Below are 22,307 nucleotides of genomic sequence, written 5' to 3'. Positions count from 1 at the left end.
GTCGCTCTCTGTGGGGCCCTTAGCAGGCTCTGATGAAAAATGCCTTGTGTATGGCCGCTTCCAGGGACAGCCCCCGGTAATCCTGGGCGCTGATCCAGCGGCCGTTGACGTCGCCATCGACGACGGCGCCGAGCAGCGCGCCCGGCAGGACGCTGTCGACGGCGTGCGGTGCGTTGGCGCCACCCATGTCGGTGCGCAGCCAGCCGGGGTCGAGCAGGCTCATCATCACGCCGCTGCCGGCCAGCGTCGGGGCGAGATCATGGACGAACTTGTCCAGCGCCGCCTTGCTGCAGGCGTAGGCCATTTCGTCCGGTCGTTTCTGGATGCTGCTGGAGACATTGACGATCCTCCCGAAGCCCCTTTCCCGCATGCCGGGAATCAGCGTCTGGCAAATTCTGATCGGTGCGATGGCATTGACCGCGTAACACGAGGCGAATTCTCTGCCGTCCTGTTTCCAGAAGCCTTCCGGGCAGGGGGGGGAAATGCCGGCGTTGTTGTAGAGGATGTCGACGGGCGGGGCGAGGTCGGCGAGCCATCGGCACAGGCGGTCGGTCGCTGCCGCGTCCGCCAGGTCGGCGGCGACGGGCAGCGCCTCGATGCCGTATGACGCCACGGCCCGGCATGCCTGGATGGCCGCCGCTTCGGTGCGGCCGTGGCAGATCAGGTGGGTGCCGGCTTGCGCCAGGGCCTGGGCGATCTGCCGGCCGATGCCGCGCGTCGCGCCCGTGACCAGTGCCCGGCGGCCACGGGGCGAGAGCGGTGGCGGGGTGTCCGGCAGTGTTTCGTCCAGGGCGCGCAGGGCCGAGAGGCGATGATAGCCCCGGTCGAAACAGGCCAGCCGGACATGGCGGTATCCCAGCGCGCGCAGCTGGGCGAGCGGTGCCTCGTAGTTGCGCAGGCACAGGACGACGAGTGTGTCTTCCGCTGCGGCCGGGATGTCGCCGGGCGCGACACAGGGGATGCCCCGGAAGCGCTGGCCCCATTTGTCCGGCGAGTTGTCGCAAAGCACGTCCGGGGGACGCCCCGCCGCCATGACGAGTTGCTCGAAGCAGGCTTCGAGCAGCGCGCCGACGCCGAAGAAGCAGAGGCATCCGGCCGGCTGGCCGGAAATCGATGCGGGATTCATGGCAGGGGTGTGCTGCCGGGCGGCGGGTCGTAGGAAACCGAGCGGGTGACGAGATTGTCCTGGATGGCGAGCGTGTCGAGGATGTCGCGACGTTCTTCCGGTTTCTGGAGCGTCCAGTAGCGGCTCAGGCGGATGCAGGTTTCGTTGTCCCGGATCTCCGGGCAGAAGGCGGTCGCCATGTCCAGGTAGCGGCGCGCGTTGCGTTCGTGGCCTGCCAGCAGGGCGCGCACGCTGTAGCGCAACGCCAGCCCGGCGACTTTCTCGATCGAGGCCGGCAGGCGATCGACGACCTTCTGGTGCCCGTAGGCGTTGGCGGTGTCGGCGAACTGGTGGTTGAGCACGTAGGGGCCGATGACTTCCATCATGTTGCTCGCTGCGCCGAAGGAATCGTTGGCCAGGTGCATGCGGTGCAGCATCAAGGGTTCCTTGACGTAGGCGATGGGAAAGTCGCAGCAGATGTTGAAATCCATGATGCGCGTTCCGTACCAGCGCGCGGCCAGGCCGCCGACCACGCTCTTGCCGTGAGTTATGGCTTTCCGGTACATGATTTGCGATATGGCGGGGTTGACCGCGGCCATCATGTAAACAGCGGCCTGCTCCGGCCCTTCGATCCGGCAACTGGTGTTGTAGAACGGCGGTTCCTCGTGCCGCTCGCCGTGCTCGTCCAGGATGGCGCGATGGACGAGGGTGAAAGCGATTTCCCGGTCGCTTTCCATGACCCGCACGCAGCGTTCGGCGAAATCGGGCAGCAGTGCATCATCCGAGCACAGTTCGACGAAATATTTGCCGCGGGCATTGCCCCAGCAGTTCGAGAAATTGGCGTCCGGGCCGAAGTTCCGGCGATTTCTGGCGATGAAGATGACGTTCGGATGGCGGGCCTGGTATTCGAGCGCGATGTTCCAGGATTCGTCGGTCGAGGCGTTGTCCGAGAAGCAGATTTCGATGTTGTCGTAGGTCTGTGCCAGCACGCTGTCGAAGCATTCGCGCAAATAGGGGCCATAGTTGTAGTTGAAGATCAGGATGCTGACCAGGGGCTTGCGCGGGTTGCCGAAGCGTGGGTTGAGGGCCATTGCCGTGTTCGTCGTGGTGGGTGGGTGATCAGGGTTGGCGTTCGCCGCCGGCGCGCGCCTGGCGGGATGCCGGCAGCAGCGGCACCCGCATTTCGTTTTCCAGCGTTTGCAGCGGAAGCAGCGGCGACAGATCTTCGAGCGGCATGGACAGCATGCCGCCGTCGGCCTGCGGGAGCGCCGCGACTTTCGGGCGCAGCGTTTCCTCGGGCGTCAGGACGATCTCGATCAGGCACGGACCGGGCCGGTCGAGCCGTTCGCCGAGGCGGGGCAGTTCGCCGGCGTCGGCGATCCGCAGGTGGGGCAGCCCGTAGGTGGCCGCCAGCTTGTCCAGTGGCGGCAGCAGCAGGCCGGCTTCCGGGCCGGTGCCGACGTGGCGCCCGGCGAAGTAGTTGCGCTGCGTGTTGCGGATCGAGGCGTAACCGCCGTTGTTCATGACGATCAGCGTGATCGGCAACCGGTGCGCGGCCAGGGTGGCCAGTTCCTGGAGATTCAGTTGCAGGCTGCCGTCGCTTTCGACGGCGATCATCGGCCGGCCACCGTTGCCCAGGCAGGCGCCGATCGCCGCCGGCAGGCCGTAGCCCATCGAGCCGAGGCCGGAAGTCAGGAAGACGCGCTGCCCCGGCTTGTTGCGGAAAACCGTGTAGAACACCTCGACGGCCAGGCCGGAACTGCCGGTGGCGATCATGGTGTCGGGCGGCGCCGCGTCGGAGAGCGCCGAGACGAAGTGGTAGTGGTCGATCGGGCCGGCGTTCGGGAAGGAGGCGCCGTCGTTGACCGGGTAGCGCCGTTTCCAGTCCGCACAGCAGGCGATCCACGCCGCGCGGTCGCGCTGCCCGGCCGCCGGCCGGTTCGCCGACAGGGCCGCGATGAAGTCGCGGGCGTCCGCTTCCAGGCCGATGTCGATGGCCATGTCCAGCTTGTCGATTTCGTTGCGGTCGATGTCGATGACGGCCTTTTTGGCGGCCCGGGCGAAGCCGCGCGGATTGTAGGCGGTGATGATGTTGTCCAGCCGGCAGCCGATGCTGATGAGCAGGTCGCAGTTCTGCACGGCGAAATTGGCAGCGCGCAGGGCGACGACGCCGGGGCGCCCGACGTTGAGCGGGTGTTCCCAGGGCAGCAGGTCGAGGGCGTTCCAGGTGGTCGTCACCGGGATTTGCAGGTCTTCGGCGAGCCGGGCGAAATCCCGCGCGGCGCCGGCCAGCCTGACGCCGTGCCCGGCGAGCAGCAGGGGGCGTTCGGCATCGGCGAGCAGTTCGGCGATGCGGGCGCACGGCCCGGCCAGATCCGGCGCCGGCCGGGGCGGGAGGGGGAAACCGGGTAGCGTGTCGGGGTCGATCGGCGCTGCCTGCACATCGAGCGGGATGTCGAGCCAGACCGGGCCGGCGCGGCCGCTGCGCATCGCGTGCAGCGCGCGTTCGAAGTGGTAGCGGATCTGCTGCGGATCGTCGACGGTGACGGCGTACTTGGTCACCGAGCGCACCATCGGCACGATGTCGACTTCCTGCACGCCGCCCTGGCGCAGCGGTCGGCCGGCGAGGCGGTCGGCGCGCTTGGCCTGGCCGGAGATCACCATCATCGGCACGGATTCGATCCAGGCACCGGCGACCGGGGTGATGACGTTGGTGGCGCCGGGGCCGGTGGTGACCATGCACACGCCGAAGGTTTCGCGCACGCGGCCCCAGGCTTCGGCGGCGATGCCGCAGGCCTGCTCGTGGTGGCAGGGTACGGGCACCAGCCGCTTTTCGCAGACCAGCGCGTCGTTCAGGTGCATGGCGCCGCCGCCCGGCAGCAGGAAGACGTGTTCGGCGCCGTGCTCGGCAAGGGCGGCCATCAGGTAGTCGGCGACGCGTATCGTCTGGCTCATCGGCTTACATCCAGTAGGTGAGCAGCGTCTTGCGCTGCGGATTGTGCTGGATCGTGGGGTCGGTGTAGTAGGAGTCGTCCGGGTAGTGGGTGGACGACAATTCCTCGAAGACCACGCCGGTGTCGGTGTGGAATTCGTGGCGCACGCCGCGCGCGACCACCACCACGTCGCCGGCGCGGCAGGTGCGCGCCTCGCCGTCGAGGGTGATGCGGATTTCGCCGTGCAGGATCAGGAAGGTTTCTTCCTTCTTGAGGTGGTGCTGTTCGGGATGGGTCTGCCCCGGCAGCATGACGATCAGCTTCTTGCAGTATTCGCGGTTGATGACCGTAATCATCACCAGACCGAATTCGTTGAAGCGGTCCATGCCGTAGTGGTGGGAGATTTCCAGGTCGGACTGGCCGGGGATCACCACATGGCCGGCTTCGAGCAGGGCCTTGGTCTTGCGCACCGCGTCCTGCACCTTTTCGCGCAGATGGGTGGTGGCGAGTTGCGTACGCAGCACCGCGCCGTTCCCGGCCACGTCCGCCGTGGTCACGTGGCGGGCGTACTTGGACCAGTCGTTGGCGAGCAACTGCCCTGGCTGCGGCGGGAAGGCGAAAAACACGTCCTCGTCGCGCAGCGTGGTGCCGACCGGCAGGGGGCGGCGGGCGAACACGCCGCGGCGCAGGCCGTCGAGGCTGTCGCGCTCGGCCGTGCCGGCGGTGTGGCGTCCGCCTTGCGGGCCGCACAGGGCGAAGGCATTGGCCGCGGCGGCAAGCCAGGCGCGCACCTGTCCGGGGGTGACGGAGTAGGCGTTCAATGGCCACTCGGCGGTGGGCACGCCGACGTGCTTCTCGAACAGGCGCGCACCCTTGGCGACGGCCAGTTGCACGGCGAGGGTGTCGTCCGGGTCTTCATGGGTGGAGTAGCCGATGGGCACCTGCGGGTAGCGCCGGCGCAGCACGTCGATCTGGTTCAGATGGTAGTGGGCGTGGGGCGTCGGATACTCGCCCACGCAGTGCATCAGGCTGAGCGGGCACTGGCGGTGCTCGAAGAAACTCACCACGCGGTCGATGTCTTCCAGGTCGGCACCGGCGGTGGAGGCGATCACCGGTCTGCCGGAGGCGGCGATGCGCTCCAGCAGCGGCCAGTCGGTGAAAGAGCAACTGGCGATCTTGATCCAGTCGATGCCGTGGCGCTCGATGGTCGCCACCGAAGGCTCGTCGAAGGGCGTGCACAGCGGCGTGAAGCCGTTGGCGCGCATTTCCGCGACCAGCGCCTGGAAGTCCGCGTCGTTCAGGCGAGTCTCCATGAAACGCTTGACCATCTTCAGGTCGGTGCGCGTGCGGTAGTCCGGGTGGACGAAGCTGTCCAGATCGCGGTACTGCAGCTTGAAGGCGAAGCGGAATGCGTGGTCGCGGCTGAACTCACGCGCGACCTGGCCGAACTCGCGGATGATGCGCAGGCCGTGGTCGACGCTGCCCATGTGGTTGTTGGCGAGTTCGAAGATGAAAAGCGGGGCTGCGGTCATGATGGTCCTCGATACGTGCTTACCAGCCGTGGCCGAAGAAGCCGCACAGCGTGTCGGCGAGGTAATCCAGCCTATCGGTGTCCAGGCCGGGGTACACGCCGACCCAGAAGGTGTGGTGCATGATGCGCTCGGTGTTGTCCAGCGGCGCGGCGACCCGGTGCGGACGGTCGCGGAAATAGGGCTGGCGCAGCAGGTTGCCGCCGAACAGCAGGCGGGTGCCGATTTTATGCTGGTTCAGGTAGTCGAGCAGGTCGGCGCGGCGCGTCTCGCCCGGATTGCGCAGCGTGAGCAGGAAGCCGAACCACGAGGGATCGCTGTTCGGGGTGGCTTCCGGCAGGATGAGGTGCTCTTCGATCGCGCGCAGGCGCTCGTGCAGGTAGGCGAAATTGCGCCGGCGCTGCTCGACGAACTCGGGCACGCGCTGGAGCTGCGCCACGCCGCAGGCGGCCTGCATGTCGGAGATCTTCAGGTTGTAGCCGAGCTGCGAATATACGTACTTGTGGTCGTAGCCCTCGGGCAGGTCGCCCAGCTTCCAGCAGTAGCGTTGGCCGCAGGTGTTGTCGCGCCCCGGCGGGCACCAGCAGTCGCGGCCCCAGTCGCGGATGGATTCGGCGATGCGCAGCAGCCTGGCATCGTTGGCGAAGAAGGCGCCGCCTTCGCCCATGGTGATGTGGTGGGCCGGATAGAAGCTGAGCGTGCCGAGGTCGCCGAAGGTGCCCACATGGCGGCCGCGCCAGGTGGTGCCCAGCGCGTCGCAGCAGTCCTCGACCAGCCACAGGCCGTGCTTGCGGGCAAAGGCGGTGACGGCGTCGAGGTCGAAAGGGTTGCCCAGCGTATGCGCCAGCATGATGGCGCGGGTGTGGGGCGACAGCGCGGCTTCGAGCTGGTCGACGTCGATGTTGTAGGTGGGCAGGCTGATGTCCACGAACACCGGCACCAGCCCGTACAGCAACGCGGGATTGACGGTGGTGGGGAAGCCGGCGGCGACGGTGATGATCTCGTCGCCGGGGCGCAGTGCGCGTTCGCCGAGGCTGGGCGAACAGAGTGTTGCCAGCGCCACCAGATTGGCCGACGAGCCGGAATTGACCGTGCGTGCGCCGGCGATGCCGATGTAGCGGGCCAGGTCCTGCTCGAAACGGTCGTTGAAGCGCCCGGTGGTGAGCCAGGCTTCCAGGCCGGCGTCGACCATGTTGACGATTTCGTCCGCGCCGATGACCTTGCCCGACACCGGGACCGGATCGATGCCGGGGCGAAAGGGCGCCACCCGGGCGCCGTGCTCGGCGTACTGGCGGACCTGTTCCAGCAATTGCGCGCGCGCGGGGTCTGTGTGCCTGTCAGCGGTCATTGCTCTGCATTCTGATAGTCGTCGATCTGCCGCAGGCTGAAGGCGCGCATGCCCGTGCCGGCCTGCCAGGCGCGATGCCAGGCGGCGATGGCGGCCAGGCTGTCGTCCACACCATAACGGCTGCGCCAGCCCAATTCTTGACGGGCCTTGCTGCTGTCCAGGCGCAGCATGCCGGCTTCGTGGGGTTGGGGGGACGGTTCGCAGCGCCATCCGGGGTTGTCGCCCCAGTGACGGGCGAGGGCTTGCAACACGGCTTCGACGGTGAGCGCGTCGGTGTCGGCGGGGCCGAAATTCCATGCGCCGTGGCCCCTGCCGGCGAGCAGTTCCGCGCCCAGCATCAGGTAGCCGGCCAGCGCATCCAGATGGTACTGCCACGGGCGCACGGCTTGCGGGTAGCGCAGCTGCAGCGCCTGCCCGGCGCTCCAGGCGCGCAGGGCGTCCGGGATCAGGCGGTCCGCCGACCCGTCGCCGCCGCCGATGACGTTGCCGGCGCGCGCGCTGGCCACGGCCACGCGCTCGCCGAGGAAGGAATCACGCCAGGCGGCGGTGATGATTTCCTGGCAGGCCTTGCTGGCGGAGTAGGGGTCGCGGCCGCCGAGGGCCTCGTTTTCACGATAAGGCCAGGGCCATTCCTGGTTCTGGTAGCACTTGTCGCTGGTGACCACGAGCAGCGCGCGCACGCTCGGCGCCTGGCGGATGGCCTCGAACAGGTGCACGCTGCCCAGGACGTTGGTGGCCAGCGTGCCGACCGGGTCGCGGTAACTCTCGCGCACCAGCGGCTGGGCGGCGAGGTGGAACACGATGTCCGGCTGGGCGTCGCACAGGGCTGCCTGTATCGCTCCGGCGTCGCGCAGGTCGCCGATGCGGTGGGCCATGCCGCCGGCCACGCCGGCCGCCTCGAACAAGGAGGGTTGCGTGCCGGGCGGCAGCGCGAAGCCATGGACTTCAGCGCCCAGGGTTTGCAGCCACAGGCTCAGCCAGCCGCCCTTGAAGCCGGTATGGCCGGTGACCAGCACCCGGCGGCCGTGCCAGAAGCCGGCGTTCAGTCCCAGATGCGCCACGGGGCCCTTTTGTCCTGCCAGAGTTGTTCCAGGTAAGCCTTGTCGCGCACCGTATCCATGGCCTGCCAGAAGCCGCGGTGGGTGTAGGCCGCGAGCTGCCGTTCGACGGCAAGGCGCTGCATGGGCTGCTGCTCCCAGATGATGTGGTCGCCGTCGATGTAATCGAAGACCGTGGGTTCCAGCATGAAGAAACCGCCATTGATCCAGCCGCCGTCCCCCAGCGGTTTTTCCTGGAAGCCGCTCACCCGCTCGCCTTCCAGGGTCAGGGCACCGTAGCGCCCGGGCGGCTGCACGGCCGTCACGGTGGCGTGGCAGCCGTGCACGCGGTGGTGTTCGAGCAGCGCCGCCAGATCGATGTCGGCCAGCCCGTCGCCGTAGGTGAAGCAGAAGGTGTCGGTGCCGACGTAGTCGCGGATGCGGCGCAGACGGCCGCCGGTCATGGTGTGTTCGCCGGTGTCCACCAGGGTGACCTGCCAGGGCTCGGCGTGCTTGTTGTGCACGACCATCTGGTTGTTGCGCATGTCGAAGGTGACGTCCGACATGTGCAGGAAATAGTTGGCGAAGTATTCCTTGAGGAGATAGCCCTTGTACCCCAGGCAGACGATGAACTCGTGGATGCCCTGGGTGGATAGCACTTTCATGATGTGCCAGATGATCGGACGCCCGCCGATCTCCACCATGGGCTTGGGCTTGAGATGGGATTCTTCGCTGATCCGGGTGCCGAAGCCGCCGGCGAGGATGACGCATTTCATGGGTGATACCCGATGGAAGGATGCCGGACGATATTTTTTGAAGTCACTGGAGCGGGCCGTCATGCCGCGTCTGGAAAGACGGTCTGTACGAAATCGCGCCAGTTTAATGCAAGAAGCCCGCCGAAGCGGGCTTTGGAGGGTGCGTGGCGGCTTTCCTCAGCCTTGCAGCAACTGCAGCACCTGCTGCGGCAGTGCGTTGGCCTGGGCCAGCATCGCCGTACCGGCCTGCTGCAGGATCTGCGCGCGGGTCATGTTGGCGGTTTCCGCGGCGAAGTCGGTGTCGCGGATGCGGGAGCGCGAGGCCGACAGGTTTTCCGAGGAAATCTGCAGGTTGGCGATGGTGGTCTCGAAGCGGGCCTGCAGGGCGCCGAACTTGGCGCGCTGGCCGTTGATCGCGGACAGCGCGGCGTCCGCCATGGCGATGGTGCGTTGCGCGGCATCCACCGAGCTTACATCCAGGTCGCTGACCTTCTGCAGTTGCGAGGTGGCGGAGGTGGCGGTGAAGAAGTCGGTGGCGTTGTCGGCCTCGATGCTGAAGGAGCGGTCCGAATCGACCACCAGTTGGCCGGTGCCGATCGCCGTCGCACCGGCCGCCGTGGCGGTGCCGCCGATGGTCGCGTCGTTGGAGCCGGAGGCCGCGTTGGCGAGGGTGATGTTTTCGCCGAAAGAGTTCAGCAGGGTGAGGCCGTCGCCGGAGTCGTTGATGCGTGCGGTGACGCCGGTCTTTGCCGAGACGTCGTTGAAGGCGTTGACCGCGGCGGCCAGACCGTCCGCGTCTGCCGCGCCGATGGTGAAGGACACGGTGATCGGCGTGGCATTGTCGGACGACAGGTCGAAACGGTAGCTGGCGTTCGGCGTGCTGAAATCGAGGTCGATCTCGGTCTTCGCCGTGGCGGTCACCCCCGTGGTGCCGCTCACGCCGTTGATCAGCTGTGCGGCCGCCTTGGCGGACGAAGCAGCGGGAATGGTGATCGAGGCCGCGCCGGTGGAGCCGTTGATGGTCACGGTGCCGCCGACGACGCGGTTGGTCGCGGCCGCCGAGGAGGGCTGCGCGAAAGCCGTGCTGCCCGGGGTCAGGTCGCCCTTGCCGCCCGTGGTGGTGGCCGCCAGCGCGCCGATGCGGTAGCCGCCATATTGGCTGGTGCTGAAGTTGGCCGTGGTGGCGGTGATCATCTGCCCGGCGTTGGCGCCCACCTGGAAGTTGGCCGAGGTGAAGGAGCCGTCGAGCAGCTTGCGGCCGTTGAATTCGGTGGTCTTGGCGATGCGGTCCAGCTCGGCGGTGAGCTGGTTCACTTCGGCATTGAGCGCTTGACGGTCGGAAGCCGAGTTGGTCGCGTTGGACGACTGCACCGCGAGTTCGCGGATACGCTGCAGCACGTCGCCGGCGGATTGCAGCGCGCCTTCGGCGGTCTGCGCCAGCGAGATGCCGTCGTTGGCATTGCGGCGGGCCTGGTCCTGGCCGCGGATCTGCGACGTCATGCGTTCCGAGATCGCCAGACCGGCGGCGTCGTCCTTGGCGCTGTTGATGCGCAGGCCGGAGGACAGACGTTGGAGAGACGTGGCCAGCGAACCCTGAGAAGTATTCAGATGGCGTTGCGCGTTGAGCGACGCAATGTTGGTGTTGATGACCTGTGCCATTTTCGATCTCCTTGGAAATCTGGTTTGTTCAATGGCTCGGACGTCTCGAAAGGCAACACCCCATTGTGTTTGTGCGCCGAGCTGTACGCGCTCTCTTAAGCGAGAGGCGTGCCAGATTTTTAATTTCCTTTGAAAACAATAGTTTGTTTTTTGTTTGCACGCATCTTAGATGGGTGGGCGGCAAAGCTTGCCTGTTTGCCGCCCCGCTCTCCGCGGCTTTGCCGGTTGTTGCCGGTGTCCCCTGCCGGTGTGCAGACGGGCTGCGGCGGAGCATGTGGCCCGCATGCTTCGCCGACGGGGCGATCATGCGGGAGGGGCGATCTCCACCCGGTTCTTGCCGCCCTGCTTGGCGCGGTACATGGCCGCGTCGGCGCGCTGGGCCGCGGCTTCCAGCGCTTCGCCGGGATTCCATGCCGCCACGCCGGCGCTGAAGGTGATGAATACCTTCTGGTTGTTGGCGAGGAAGAAGGCGGTGGTCAGCGCGCGCTGCAGGCGGGTCAGGGCGGCGGCGGCCTCGTTCAGTTCGGTGTCCGGGTAGAGCAGGACGAACTCCTCGCCGCCGTAGCGCGCCACGCTGTCCTGCGGGCGCAGGTTTTCGCGTACCACGCGCACCAGATGGGTCAGGGCGTCGTCGCCGCTCTGGTGGCCATAGGTGTCGTTGAGTTTCTTGAAGTTGTCGAGGTCGAGCAGGGCCACGCACAGCGGGCTGCGCCGGCGGGCGGCACGGCTGGCTTCCTTGGTGAACATCTCTTCCAGGCCGCGCCGGTTCAGCGCGCCGGTGAGCGGATCCTGGGTGACCAGGCGGCTGGCTTCGTCCAGCTCCCGCTGCAGGGCGGCGATGCGCGCTTCCGTTTCCTGCACGCGTTCGCGCGCAGCGAGCAGTTCGGCGCGCGAGCGTGCGGCCTGTTGCTGGATGCCGCGCGTTTCGCGCATGACTTCGTCGAGCACGCCGCCGATCTGGGTGATGTCGCGCGCGGCGGCGATCTTCTGCGCACAGGCGCCGATGGTGTCGTGATAGCTACCGGTGCTTTCGGCAAAATCGGCAAGCTGGTCGATGAAGCCGGCAATCATTGCCTTGATGGTCTGCTGGGCTTCGGAGAGGTTGTGCTTGAGCTGGCTCTGCTTGTAGATGACTTCCTTCAGCCGGCGTTCGGCGTCGTCGATGCTGCGCGGATCGGCGGGTTTGTCGAGCACGCGGCGCAGGGCTTCCACCTGGCCGTGCAGCCATTGGTCGTCGAGCACCAGTTCGTCGATGTTCTGCAGCAGCAGGCGCAGCAGGTTGAGCAGGCCGGCGCGCGTTTCGGCGGCGTCGCCGGCGGCCATTTCCAGTTTCAGCGCGAAGCGCCGCAGCAGTTCGCCCATCTGGCGCAACTGGTCGATGCTGGCAGCGCCCTGGATGCGCGCGGCGATGCCGGCGGCCTCGCGGACCAGGTCCGGCTGTTCGGCAAGCGAGGCGGGCACCACTTCGTTGAGGGTGCGGTGCAGCAGTGCGCGCAGGGTTTCCGCCAGTTCCCCGGCTTCGCCCTGGGCCACCAGACGCGGCGCGGGTGGCGGCGCGCCCGGAACGGAGGCCGGCGCGGCCGGCGCATTTCCGCCATGCGAGGCTTCAGGCAGATCCGATCCGGGTTCGGCAGGGGCCTGCGACCACGAACGAACCAGTCCCTGCAGGCGGGTGAACAGCGTCCTGGGGTCGTTGGCGCCGAGCACGCGTTCCAGCGATTCGCGCTTGCGTGCGGTGGTCCAGCCCGCCTGGCGGGCTTCCCACTGGCGCAGCAACTGGCCGATCAATTCGTTCCACGCCGGTGGGGCATCGGGCTCCAGGCTGCCCAGGTACTGCCACAGCGCATCGCGGCAGCCGGCTGCATCCTGCGCGGCCAGGGCCTGGTCGAGCATGCGCGCATGGCGCTGTCGCTCCGCGCTGTCGCGCGGCAGTTGCTGGGCGAGGGCGCGATAGAACTTCTCCGGCGCGGTTTCGTCCTCGTCGGCCTGGCCGGCGATTTCGTTGTACAGCGCGCGGTAGTGTTCCGGCGTCGGGGGCACGCGGCGCAGGGCGAGCTGGCGCAGGGCCTCGCGGGCGATTTCGGGCGGATTGCTGAGCGTGGACATGGGGTCGGGAGGGGTCAGCCGGCGACCAGCACGCGGTTCTTGCCGGCGTGCTTGGCGGCGTACATGGCGCGGTCGGCGCGCTCGATGGCGATGTGCGCGGGTTCGTTCGGATCCAGCGTGCTCACGCCGGCGCTGAAGGTGATCAGCAGGCGGCCCTGGTCGGCCATGAAGATGCGCCGGGTCAGTTCGCGCTGCAGGCGCACCAGCACTGCGGCGGCGTCGGCCTGCACGGTGTCCGGCAGCAGGATGAGGAATTCCTCGCCGCCGTAGCGGCACACGGAATCCTGCGGGCGCAGCGATTCGCGCACCACGGTGGCCAGATGGCGCAGGGCTTCGTCGCCGGTCTTGTGGCCGTAGGTGTCGTTGAGCGTCTTGAAGTTGTCCACGTCGAGCAGGGCGATGCTCAGTTGCGTGCCACGCCGCCGGGCCAGGGCGATCTCGCGCTCCAGCGCTTCGTCCAGGCCCTTGCGGTTGAGCGTGCCGGTGAGCGGGTCGTGGCGCACCAGTTCGCTGGCTTCGTCCAGTTCGCGCTGCAGGCGCAGGATGTGCTGGTTGGCGGCATCGACCTCGCCGCGCAGCGCGGCGATCTCCTCGGTGGAACGTTGCGCGACATCGTGCGCAAGACGGGTTTCGGTGAGCAGTTCGCCGACCACTTCGGACAGTTCGCCGATGTCCTGCGCGGCTTCGATGCGCTCGGTGCCGCGCGCCAGCACGCTGGCGTAGTCGCCGGTGACCGCGCCGAAGTTGGCCAGCCGGTCGACGAAGCCGGCGAGCATGGATTTCAGGCGTTCCTGCGCGTCGGTGAGCTGGCGCTTGAGGTGGCTCTGCTTGTCGATCACGTCGAGCAGGCGGCGCTGCACCTCGTCGAGCATGCGGGCATCGAGCGGGCCGGCGAAGGCTTCCGAAAGCACGCTGAGCTGGCCGTGCAGCCAGCGGTCTTCGAGCACCAGTTCGCTGATGTTGCGCAGGATCAGGCGCAGCAGTTCGAGCAGCCCGGCGCGTATCGAGTGCAGATCCGCGCCGGCCCATTCGAGCTTGTGGATGAACTGCTCAAGGCGGTGCAGCAGGGCTTCCTGGTGTTCCGCCACGTCGCCATCGAACTCCTGCGCGAGCAGGCGGGCCTCGGCGGCAAGCTCCGGCTGGTCGGCGAGCAGCGCGGAAATCGCCGGATGCAGGAGGCGGGAGAGCTGCCGCAGGCAATCGTTGCCGGCGCTTTCGGCAAGCGCCAGGATGGCGCGCCGCAGTGTGGGCCAGTTACCGCTGTCCACCGCCGCTTCGAACTGCTGCGCAGCGCGCAGGGTGGCCGGTGTGGTACGTGGCAACGCGTGGGAAATGGCCTTCAACTGGCCGCTGGGGAAGGCTTCGTCTTCCGGCGTGCCGGCAATTTCGTGGTAGTGGGCGCGGTATTGATCCGGGGTCGGCGGGATGCGTTTGGCGGTCAAGCGCCGCAGGGCTTCACGGGCGATTTCAGCGGGCGAGGAGAAGTCCGGCATGGTACTCGGCAGGGGACGAGCAGGGTCTGTACGGACTTTACCATCGCCGCCGGCGGCTGAGTGTGAAGCTTGGGGCGCCTGACAGAATGAAACGCTCCGCGAATCTCCATCCCCTGCGAAAAAAAGCGTGGCGGCGCCTACTCCGCCAGCCCGTGGCGGATGCCGTAATGGGTCAGTTCCGCGTTGTTGCGCATGTTCATCTTTTCGAGCAGGCGGGCGCGATACACGCTCACCGTCTTCACGCTGATGCCCAGCGCCTCGGCGATCTGTGCCGGGGTGCGGCCGCTGGCGATCAGGCGCAGGGTCTGGAACTCGCGGTCGGAAAGCTTTTCGTGCAGGGGGCGGTCGCCGTCCTCCAGCACGGCATTGGCGAGCGCCTCGGCCACGGCCTGGCTGACGTAGCGCTTGCCGCCGGCAACCTGGCGGATCGCGGTGACCAGTTGCTCGGGGGCGCTCTGCTTGGACAGATAGCCCGCCGCGCCGGCCTTCAGGGCGCGCACGGCGTACTGGTCTTCGGGGTAGATGCTGAGGATGAGCACCGGCAGGCGGGGCGCTTCCTTGCGGATCATCTTCAGCGCGTCGATGCCGTTGCGGTCGGGCATGGAGACGTCCATCAGCACCACGTCCCAGGGCTGTTCGCGCACCATCTGCAGGGCCTGCACGCCGTTGCCCGCCTCGCCGGCCACCTCCAGGTCGCCGGTCTCGGAAAGGATCTGACGCAGGCCCTGGCGCACGATGGCGTGGTCGTCGGCGATCAGCACGCGCAGACGGCTGGCGGAAATCATCGGTCTTGCTCCCCTGAATCGTGGCGGATGCGTTCGTCGTACAGCGGCACGGCGAGCAGCAGGCGCGTGCCGCCGGGGCGCATGGAGTCGATCTCCAGCCGTCCGCCGAAGGCGGCCAGGCGCTCGCGCATGCCGCGCAGGCCGAAGGAACGCGGTTTGTCCATGTCGGCCGGGTCGAACCCCTTGCCGTCGTCGCGCACTTCCAGCAGGACGTCGTCGCCTTCCTCGGTCAGGCGTACTTCCACCCTGCTCGCGCAGGCATGCTTGCAGACGTTGGTGAGGGCTTCCTGGAAGGTGCGGAACAGGGCCACTTCGGCGTCACGGGCGAGCTGGATGTCGTGGTCGGCGCAGACGATGCGGCAGGCGATGCCGGTGCGCTGGGTGAAATCCTCGGCCTGGCATTCGATGGCCGCGCCCAGGCCGAAGTCCTTGAGGATGCCCGGGCGCAGTTCGCGGGTAACCCGGCTGACCGTGGCGATGGCGTCGTCGAGCAGGCGTTCGATGCCGCGCACGCGCTTGCGCAGCTGCGCGGGATCGCCGTCCAGGCGGGCGGCAAGCAGGGCGGTTTCGATCTTGATGGCCACCAGATGGCCGCCCAGCACGTCGTGGATGTCGCGCGCGATGCGCTCGCGCTCTTCCTCGCGGGCCACTTCCAAATGGTTGGACAGCGCCGCCAGTCTGGAATTGAGGCGATCGGTGCTGGAGTCGAGAGGCTGCCCGGGTGGAATCATGCTGGCATTGGCGGCGGAGGCATGGAATCAGCCCGCAATGATAGCAGGCCGGGCGATGGCCGCCGCGTCGCGATATGGCCCAGTGTGGGGCGGGCCGGGTCGTCTTCCCCCGGCCGCCGCCATGTGTCCGGCGCTGCCGCTCAGCGCAGCAGTTCGAATTCGCTGGCCAGCGCCTTCAGCCGTGCGGTCATCGTCTGCAAGGTCTCGGTCTGACCGTAGGCCTGGCGGGCGGTGCGGGTGTTCTGTTCGCTCAGCGCGGCGATGCGCTCCACGTTGGCGGCCACTTCGTTGCTGGCCTGGGCCTGCTGGGTGGCGGCCGAGGCGATCTGCCCGGCGCGGTCGGCCACGTCGTCGCTGGCGGCGGAGATGCCGTCCAGCCCGCTCACGCTCTGCTGCATCATCGAAACGCCGGCTTCCACCTCGCCGACCGCCGAGCCCATCACCTGCACGGCGCGCTGGGTGATCGCCTGGATTTCCGCGACCATGCCGGTGATGTCGCCGGTGCTGGTGCTGGTGCGCTCGGCCAGCTTGCGCACCTCGTCGGCCACCACGGCGAAGCCGCGTCCCTGTTCGCCGGCGCGCGCGGCCTCGATGGCCGCGTTGAGGGCGAGCAGGTTGGTCTGGTCGGCGATCTCGCGGATGCTCTGGGTGATGTCGCCGATGCGCGCGACCGCGGCATCCAGTTCATGGATCGTCGAACTGGACTGCTGCACCGAATGGATGACCCGCGAGGTGGCCTGGATGCTGCGCTCGATGCCCTGGTTGCTGGCATGCACCTGCTCGCGCGCGCCGGAGGCGGAGTGGGCGGTATCGGCCGCATGCTCGGCGACTTCGCCCACCGACTGGCTGAATTGCTCGGCCGCCGCCGCCACCGCCTGCAGGCTTTCCAGTTGCACGTCGGACTGCTTGCTGACCTGCTGCATCTCCTGGCGCAGCTGGGTGGTGTTGGCCTCGATGGAACGCGCGGCGGCGCTGATGCGGTCCATCATTTCCTTGATGCGCGTCTGGGTGACCGCCAGGCGGGAGAGCATGGCGCCGACCTCGTCGCGTCCGTCGAGCGGGATGTCGTCGGTCATGATGCCTTCCGACATGCGGTCGAAGTAGCGGTTGGCGCGCGTCAGGCCGCTGGTCAGGCGGCCCAGGATCAGGCCGGCGGGCAACAGGGCCAGCGCGAAGGCCGCCGCGGCGCCGCCCAGTGCGGCGCCCAGGGGCGTGGTGGTGCCGACGCTCAACGCCGCGCCGCCGCAGGCCAGCGCGGGCAGCAGCAGGCCGAGCACCAGCTTGAGCGCGCTGGGCAGGGGCGCGCGGCGCGGGGCCGGCAGGCGGGCGTTGCCGCCGAGCAGGCTGGCGTACAGTTTGGCGGCGCCGGGCAGGGCGCTGCGGTCGGGCGGTATGCGCACCGACATGTAGCTGGTGATGCGCCCGTTCTGGGTCACCGGCACGATGGTGGCATCCACCCAGTAGAAATCCCCGCTCTTCGCGCGGTTCTTGACCAGCCCGCGCCACGGGCGTCCGTCCTTGATGGTCTGCCACATCTGCTCGAAAGCCTGCGGCGGCATGTCCGGGTGGCGCACGATGTTGTGGTTGGTGCCCAGCAGCTCTTCGCGGGAGTAGCCGGAAATCGCCACGAAGGCGTCGTTGGCCTCGGTGATGATGCCTTTCAGATCAGTGCGCGAAACCAGATAGGTGCCGGGCGGAAACGGCACCTCGCGGTCGGTGACGGGCTGGTTGATCTTCATGCTGCGTCCTCGCGTGGACGTCGGCGCGCACGCGGCGCCGACGATGCCTAATAAGCAAGCAATATCGATGCACACTATTACGGCAAGTCGCGAACTTCCTTAATCACAAGCAAGAAACTCAGCGAGTTACGCCATAAGTCGTATGACCGACGGCAATCATGGCTTATTCGGACGCGTTGGGGGTAAATGTGAATTGTCGACTGAGAGATATTTCATACCGCCAGCCAGAAGGCGTGGCCAACGGCTCCGCCGCAAGGGCCGCGGCGGTGTTTTCCGGGTGGCCGCCGGCATCGCGCAGCCAGCAGGCGCTGACCCGCCGGGGGCCGTCGGCCAGTTCCACCTGGCCGAAGCCCAGCCACGGGCAGGCCGTGGTGGCGCCGTGCTGCTGGTCGGCGACAGCCAGATCGGTGGCCACGCCGTTTTCATCGAGGAACACCAGCCCCAGGGTGACAAGCAGGTCGGTGAAATCGGCGGTTTCGTCGGGCGACAGGAAGCCGATGCGGTACAAGTGCGCGTCCTCGCACAGCGTGCGGTTGGGTACGGCGTGCAGGAAGGCCGCCGTGCCGCCGGGCAGGCGCTGGGCGACGGCATCCTTGCGGACGATCACGGAGATGGCTTCGGCGAGCACGGCCATGGTGGAGGGCGGGGCGCGGACGGTGGGCGGAATTATCGCATGTCGTAACGCGCGCGCAGTTCGGCGGCGGCGCGTGACGAAGCCACCACCACCAGCTTCATGGTGGCGCGCGTGGCGCCGACGAACAGCTTGCGCAGCGTGGCGTCGTCCAGACGGTCGAAATCCACTTCCGCCAGGATCACCGCGGCGGCGGCCTGGCCCTTGAAGCGGTACACCGATTCGAGCAGGACCTCGCCCTCGGTGAACACCGGATGGCCGAGCAGGTCGTAGCGCCCGGTGAACTGGCGCAGGCTGTGCGGGCCGATCTGGGGGTGGCCGAACAGGCGCGAATGCTCGCGCCCGCGGAAGGAGACGACGGCCAGGTCTTCCTTGCGGAAACCGGCGGCGTAGCAGCGCCGGATGGCCTCCTTGACGCCGGCGAGCAGGCCGTCCGCGTCGGCGTAGTCGATCAGTTCGACCTCGGCGGCATCCAGCGGCGAGGCGGCCTCGATGGGCGTGCCTTCGGGCAGCAGGGCCTGCAGCATGCGCACCACCGGGCGTGGGCTGCGGAAGTTGCTGGTGGCGCGCAGGCCCACCCAGCCGGGCAGCGGCACCGGATCGCGGGCGTAGAGGTTCTGCAGCGGGTCTTCCAGCCACAGCAGACGGGCGCCCGGGCGGGCATGGGCGAGCACCAGGTCGCGCCAGGCTTCGGGAAAGTCCTGCCCTTCGTCGACGATCACGCTGTCGAAGCGGAAATCCTCGCCCACCGGCAGTTTCTCCGCCTCCTGCACCATGCGGTCGAAGGCGCCGGCGGCAGAGAAGTCCGGCCCGCGCCCGGCTGCGCGCAGGCGCTGATGGCAGAGCTGGTGGAAGGAGCAGGCCAGCCCGCCAGCCGGCGCGATGGCGGAGAAATGGTCCGCCAGCGGGCGGTTGAAGCACACGTACAGCGGGCGCTTGCCAGCTTCCACGGTGGCGCGGTATTCGGCCAGCGCGAGCTGGGTCTTGCCCGAGCCGGCGGTGCCGGTGACGCGCAGGCGGAAGGGCTCGAAATCCAGCTGGCGGGCCCAGTGTGCCAGCCCGCCGGCCACTCGGGTGACCATGTCGCGCGCACGGCCGACCAGGGCGCTGACGTCGGGTTCGAGCTGGATCACGTCGCGCAGGAAGCGGTGTACTTCCGGTGTGGCCGGGGTGGGTTCGCCGAGCGGCAGGATTTCCTGGATGAGGCTGCCCAGCGCGTCGCGTCGCGCGCTGTCGACGATGCGCTCCGGTGTCAGGCCGGCGGTCTGCGGCTGGCGCACGCGATAATCGGGGCAGTACAGCAGGAAGTCGATGTTCACCCCCGCGCAGCCGGGGCGCGCGGCGAGCTTGCCGCGCAGTGCCTCCGCACTGCGCGCGAGCTGGGCGGGAATGCTGTGCACGCGGCCCGGGTAGCGCTTGACGATGCCCTCGGGCGTTTCGTCCAGAAAGCCGCTCTTCTGTTCGATCAGCAGCAGGTCGCCGGCGGCGTTCACCACGACGAAATCCACCTCGCCATGCACCGCGTAGCCGCGCTCCAGGTTGGTCCAATGCACCGCGTGATACACGGTGTAGCCGGCCGGCAGGGCGGAGGCCAACCGGTTCAGGGTGTCGATTTCGCGCTGCGCGGCGCCGGTGACGGCCAGTTCGCGCCAGCCGTCGGGAACGATGCGGGCCACGGTGGAGGCATCCTGTCGAAAGGGATGCGCCCGATGTTACCCGAAGGCCGCGCGCGTGGCAGAGCGGCTCAGTTTGGACGGGGGCGGCGTTCGTCCTTGTGGCGGAAACAGATGCGCGCCTTGCTCAGATCGTAGGGCGACATCTCCAGGGTGACGCGGTCGCCGGCGAGGATGCGGATGCGGAACTTGCGCATCTTGCCCGAGGCGTAGGCCGCCACGTCCATGCCGTTTTCCAGTTTGACCAGGAAACGCGCGTCGCGCAGCACTTCTTCCACCACGCCTTCGAATTGGATCAGGTCTTCCTTGGACATGCAGTACTCCTTGTGCGCGCCCGGCGGCCTGGCTGTCGGGCGGATTGGCGGCGACGGATCGCGGTTTGCGCGAGTCGGGCGCAAAGGCGACGCACCCGCGCGGGTTGTGGCCGGGCGGGGCGAATGATCCGTGAGCCGTATTGGCAGGGCCGTTGCGGGCCCTGGGCAGGTGCGTCGCGGGGGCGGGCGGCAGGACGCGGTCCGTGGTCTGCGATGCGTGAACTCAAGCTGTCGGCCCGGATGCCGGGGCCGAAGAATACGCCGCTGGGGGTAAACCAGCGGCCGGGTGGCCGGGGAGGGGAACTTGCTGCGCAGGGTTGGCGGCCACCGGATGGCAGGCCGACATGATACGTTTGTTGCGATGCAGCGTAAACCGCGCCGGCCGCGGACCGGGGATTCAGCCCGTTCGGGAAGCTTCGCCGGCCCGTCCCGTGGGCAATGCAGAGCCGATGCCGCGGCGCCACAGCGGCAGTACCGCCAGGGCGATGAGGATTTCCAGCGCGCCGACCAGGATGAACACCGGCAGGTAGGGGTCCATGCCCGCGGCGCGGAAGGTGCCCACCAGCGTGCCGCCGAGCAGCGGCCCGAGGGCGAAGCCCAGCGAGCCGGCCACGTTGAAGCCGGCCATGGTGCTGGCACGTTGATTGGGGCCGGCGAGCTCGGCGGTGAGCACCAGCGACGGCGCGTACATGATCGCCGCGACCACGCCACCGGCGGCCATCAGCGCGGCCAGCGCGCCGGCCGGCGCCCAGCCCAGGGCGATCAGGAAAAGGCCGTACAGGATGCTGCCGGCGATCATCATGCCCAGGCGGTCCCAGCGCTGGGAGAGACGGCCGGCAGGATAGGCGAGCAGGGAGAAGGGAATCAGGAAGGCAGCCATCACCAGGCCGATCTGGCGGGCGTCGAGCAGCAGCACGGCGCCCAGATACAGTGAAAAGGTGGACACGATGAAGCCCACCGTGAGGCGGTCTACGAAGGCGAACAGATAGGGCACCGCGAGCAGCCGGTTGCTGGCCAGCTGGCGTACCAGTTCCGTCGGCGACGGGCGTGCGGATTCGCGCGGCGTCTCGCGCAGCAGCAGCGGCACGGCGGCGGCCAGCGCCAGCATCAGCCAGCCGCCCAGCCACGGCACCTGGGTGGCGGACGCGGCGCCGATCCAGCCGCCCAGCGGCGCGCCGCTGGCCACCCCGAAGCTGATCGCCGAGCCCACCGCGCCCATCGAGGCGCCCAGGCCGGCGCGCCGGCCGTGGTCGGCGCCCAGGGTCATCAGCAGCGACAGGGCGGTCATGTGCGCGCAGCCTTCGACGAAGCGCAGGGCGAGGATCACCGCATAGGACCATGGCCCGGTGATCAGCAGCAGGGCCGCCGCGTTGACCAGCAGCGCCCCGGCGATCAACGGCACGCGCCGCCCCAGGCTGTCGGAGGCCAGTCCGGCGAGCGGCGCGGCGATCAGCGCGCCGATCATGTTGATCGACATGAACAGGTGGCGGGCCAGATCGCTGGTGCCGGGGTGGCGGCCTTCGGTGAGTCCGTGCAGCACCGGCACCATGCCGGTGACCGGCAGCATCAGCAGATAGAGGATCAGGGCAAGGCGCAGCAGGGGCATGAATGGGCGGGGCGGCAGGGCCGCCGGGATGGACATGGCGTCCAGCTTGCACCAGCACGGCGCGCGTAACAACCGTTCGCATCAAGGTGCGCGGCATGCCGCGCCGTGCCCGCTGGGGTAGAATGCGCCCGGTTCTCCCGGCATGCCGGGAGAGTCTTCCTTTCCGCTTTCCCGTGCCGCCATGAATGCCGAAGTCACGCCGGATACTGCTCCGGACCAGCCTGCCTCCCGCCCGTCACCCGCCACGGAGGCGCGCGAACTGCTCAAATGGTTGCAGTCGGTATCGCCCACCTTCAAGGACTGTCGCCCGCTGGCCTTGCGCATCGACGCGGCGATCCACGAGCGCTTCCCCGAAGTGAGCCGCAAGGCGCTGCGCAGTGCGCTGCGCCTGCATACCGCTTCCACACGCTATCTGAAGGCGGTGGAGAAAGGCACCCAGCGTTTCGATCTGGACGGCCAGCCGGCCGGCGAGATCACCGACGAGCAGCGCAGCCACGCCGCCGCCACGCTGAAGGAGCGCTTTGCCAAGGCCGCGCGCGAGCAGCGCGAACGCCGCGAGGCGGAGGAAAACGAGCGCCGCCGGCAGGACAAGCTCAACCAGCTGGTCAACAAGTTCTCGCGCTGATCGTCGTGCCCTGGCTTGCCAAGCTGTCCCGTCTGTACCAGCCGCGCAATCCGCTGTTCTGGCTGATGGTGGTGTTCAATCTGCTGTCGTCGGTGCTGATCTGGCTGCTGCACAACCGGCCGCTGAACGGGGTGGCGACTGCGCTGGTCGCGGTGTTCGCGCTGGGCAATGCGCTGTTCGGCATCGTGCTGATGCTGCGCCTGATGCGCGAGCCGAAAGAGGAGGGCTGAGCGGGCCT

At 68.1% G+C, this 22,307-nt stretch carries 19 protein-coding genes; 2 read left to right on the top strand and 17 right to left on the bottom strand.

Translation table 11 applies throughout. The features are described from left to right. Positions 1 to 19: 19 nt before the first annotated feature. From E6C76_RS08960 to E6C76_RS08885, 17 genes are all read right to left on the bottom strand, one after another. Complete coding sequence (locus tag E6C76_RS08960; RefSeq protein ID WP_211090170.1) at positions 20 to 1,126, bottom strand: SDR family oxidoreductase; 1,107 nt, start codon at positions 1,124 to 1,126, stop codon at positions 20 to 22. Further along, positions 1,123 to 2,196: a glycosyltransferase family 2 protein gene (locus E6C76_RS08955; RefSeq protein ID WP_136347885.1), complete on the bottom strand. Its 1,074-nt coding sequence runs from the start codon at positions 2,194 to 2,196 to the stop codon at positions 1,123 to 1,125. The genes E6C76_RS08960 and E6C76_RS08955 overlap by 4 nt, the downstream gene beginning before the upstream one ends. A gap of 28 nt (positions 2,197 to 2,224) precedes the next feature. Further along, entirely contained in the window at positions 2,225 to 4,060 is a 1,836-nt protein-coding gene (locus E6C76_RS08950) for a thiamine pyrophosphate-binding protein (protein ID WP_136347884.1), read from the bottom strand. 4 nt (positions 4,061 to 4,064) lie between these two features. Further along, positions 4,065 to 5,570, bottom strand: coding sequence for an N-acetylneuraminate synthase family protein (locus E6C76_RS08945; RefSeq protein WP_136347883.1), 1,506 nt, complete (start codon positions 5,568 to 5,570; stop codon positions 4,065 to 4,067). A 19-nt stretch (positions 5,571 to 5,589) separates the two neighbouring features. Further along, positions 5,590 to 6,915: a lipopolysaccharide biosynthesis protein RfbH gene (rfbH, locus tag E6C76_RS08940; protein WP_136347882.1), complete on the bottom strand. Its 1,326-nt coding sequence runs from the start codon at positions 6,913 to 6,915 to the stop codon at positions 5,590 to 5,592. Next, entirely contained in the window at positions 6,912 to 7,976 is a 1,065-nt protein-coding gene (gene rfbG, locus E6C76_RS22255; protein ID WP_230976210.1) for a CDP-glucose 4,6-dehydratase, read from the bottom strand. The genes rfbH and rfbG overlap by 4 nt, the downstream gene beginning before the upstream one ends. Beyond that, positions 7,958 to 8,728, bottom strand: coding sequence for a glucose-1-phosphate cytidylyltransferase (rfbF, locus tag E6C76_RS22250; protein ID WP_211090169.1), 771 nt, complete (start codon positions 8,726 to 8,728; stop codon positions 7,958 to 7,960). The genes rfbG and rfbF overlap by 19 nt, the downstream gene beginning before the upstream one ends. Positions 8,729 to 8,884: 156 nt before the next feature. Next, positions 8,885 to 10,366, bottom strand: coding sequence for a flagellin N-terminal helical domain-containing protein (locus tag E6C76_RS08930; RefSeq protein WP_136347881.1), 1,482 nt, complete (start codon positions 10,364 to 10,366; stop codon positions 8,885 to 8,887). Positions 10,367 to 10,669: 303 nt separating this feature from the next. Continuing rightward, positions 10,670 to 12,472 (bottom strand): GGDEF domain-containing protein, encoded by a 1,803-nt coding sequence (locus tag E6C76_RS08925; protein WP_136347880.1) that lies wholly within the window; start codon positions 12,470 to 12,472, stop codon positions 10,670 to 10,672. Positions 12,473 to 12,486: 14 nt separating this feature from the next. Next, positions 12,487 to 13,965, bottom strand: a complete 1,479-nt coding sequence (locus E6C76_RS08920; protein WP_136347879.1) for a GGDEF domain-containing protein — start codon at positions 13,963 to 13,965, stop codon at positions 12,487 to 12,489. Between the two features lie 137 nt (positions 13,966 to 14,102). Next, positions 14,103 to 14,750 (bottom strand): response regulator, encoded by a 648-nt coding sequence (locus tag E6C76_RS08915; protein ID WP_136347878.1) that lies wholly within the window; start codon positions 14,748 to 14,750, stop codon positions 14,103 to 14,105. Beyond that, a complete protein-coding gene (locus E6C76_RS08910) occupies positions 14,747 to 15,481 on the bottom strand; it encodes a sensor histidine kinase (protein WP_136347877.1) in 735 nt (244 codons plus the stop codon). The genes E6C76_RS08915 and E6C76_RS08910 overlap by 4 nt, the downstream gene beginning before the upstream one ends. A gap of 140 nt (positions 15,482 to 15,621) precedes the next feature. Further along, entirely contained in the window at positions 15,622 to 17,220 is a 1,599-nt protein-coding gene (locus E6C76_RS08905) for a methyl-accepting chemotaxis protein (RefSeq protein WP_136347876.1), read from the bottom strand. A 163-nt stretch (positions 17,221 to 17,383) separates the two neighbouring features. Then, on the bottom strand, positions 17,384 to 17,854 hold the full coding sequence (locus tag E6C76_RS08900; RefSeq protein ID WP_136347875.1) for a hypothetical protein: 471 nt from the start codon (positions 17,852 to 17,854) through the stop codon (positions 17,384 to 17,386). 32 nt (positions 17,855 to 17,886) lie between these two features. Beyond that, a complete protein-coding gene (locus E6C76_RS08895; RefSeq protein ID WP_136347874.1) occupies positions 17,887 to 19,527 on the bottom strand; it encodes an ATP-binding domain-containing protein in 1,641 nt (546 codons plus the stop codon). Between the two features lie 68 nt (positions 19,528 to 19,595). Continuing rightward, positions 19,596 to 19,838: a translation initiation factor IF-1 gene (infA, locus tag E6C76_RS08890; protein WP_136347873.1), complete on the bottom strand. Its 243-nt coding sequence runs from the start codon at positions 19,836 to 19,838 to the stop codon at positions 19,596 to 19,598. 397 nt (positions 19,839 to 20,235) lie between these two features. Continuing rightward, positions 20,236 to 21,480, bottom strand: coding sequence for an MFS transporter (locus E6C76_RS08885; protein ID WP_230976209.1), 1,245 nt, complete (start codon positions 21,478 to 21,480; stop codon positions 20,236 to 20,238). 145 nt (positions 21,481 to 21,625) lie between these two features. Between E6C76_RS08885 and E6C76_RS08880 the strand changes: the two genes are divergently transcribed. Both E6C76_RS08880 and E6C76_RS08875 read left to right on the top strand, forming a co-directional pair. Then, positions 21,626 to 22,069, top strand: coding sequence for a ProQ/FINO family protein (locus E6C76_RS08880; RefSeq protein WP_136347872.1), 444 nt, complete (start codon positions 21,626 to 21,628; stop codon positions 22,067 to 22,069). 5 nt (positions 22,070 to 22,074) lie between these two features. Further along, positions 22,075 to 22,299, top strand: a complete 225-nt coding sequence (locus E6C76_RS08875) for a hypothetical protein (RefSeq protein ID WP_211090186.1) — start codon at positions 22,075 to 22,077, stop codon at positions 22,297 to 22,299. Positions 22,300 to 22,307 lie beyond the last annotated feature (8 nt).

It is taken from the genome of Pseudothauera nasutitermitis, from assembly GCF_004801295.1.
GTDB classification, from domain to species: domain Bacteria; phylum Pseudomonadota; class Gammaproteobacteria; order Burkholderiales; family Rhodocyclaceae; genus Pseudothauera; species Pseudothauera nasutitermitis.
This window is presented reverse-complemented; position numbering and strand designations above follow the sequence as displayed.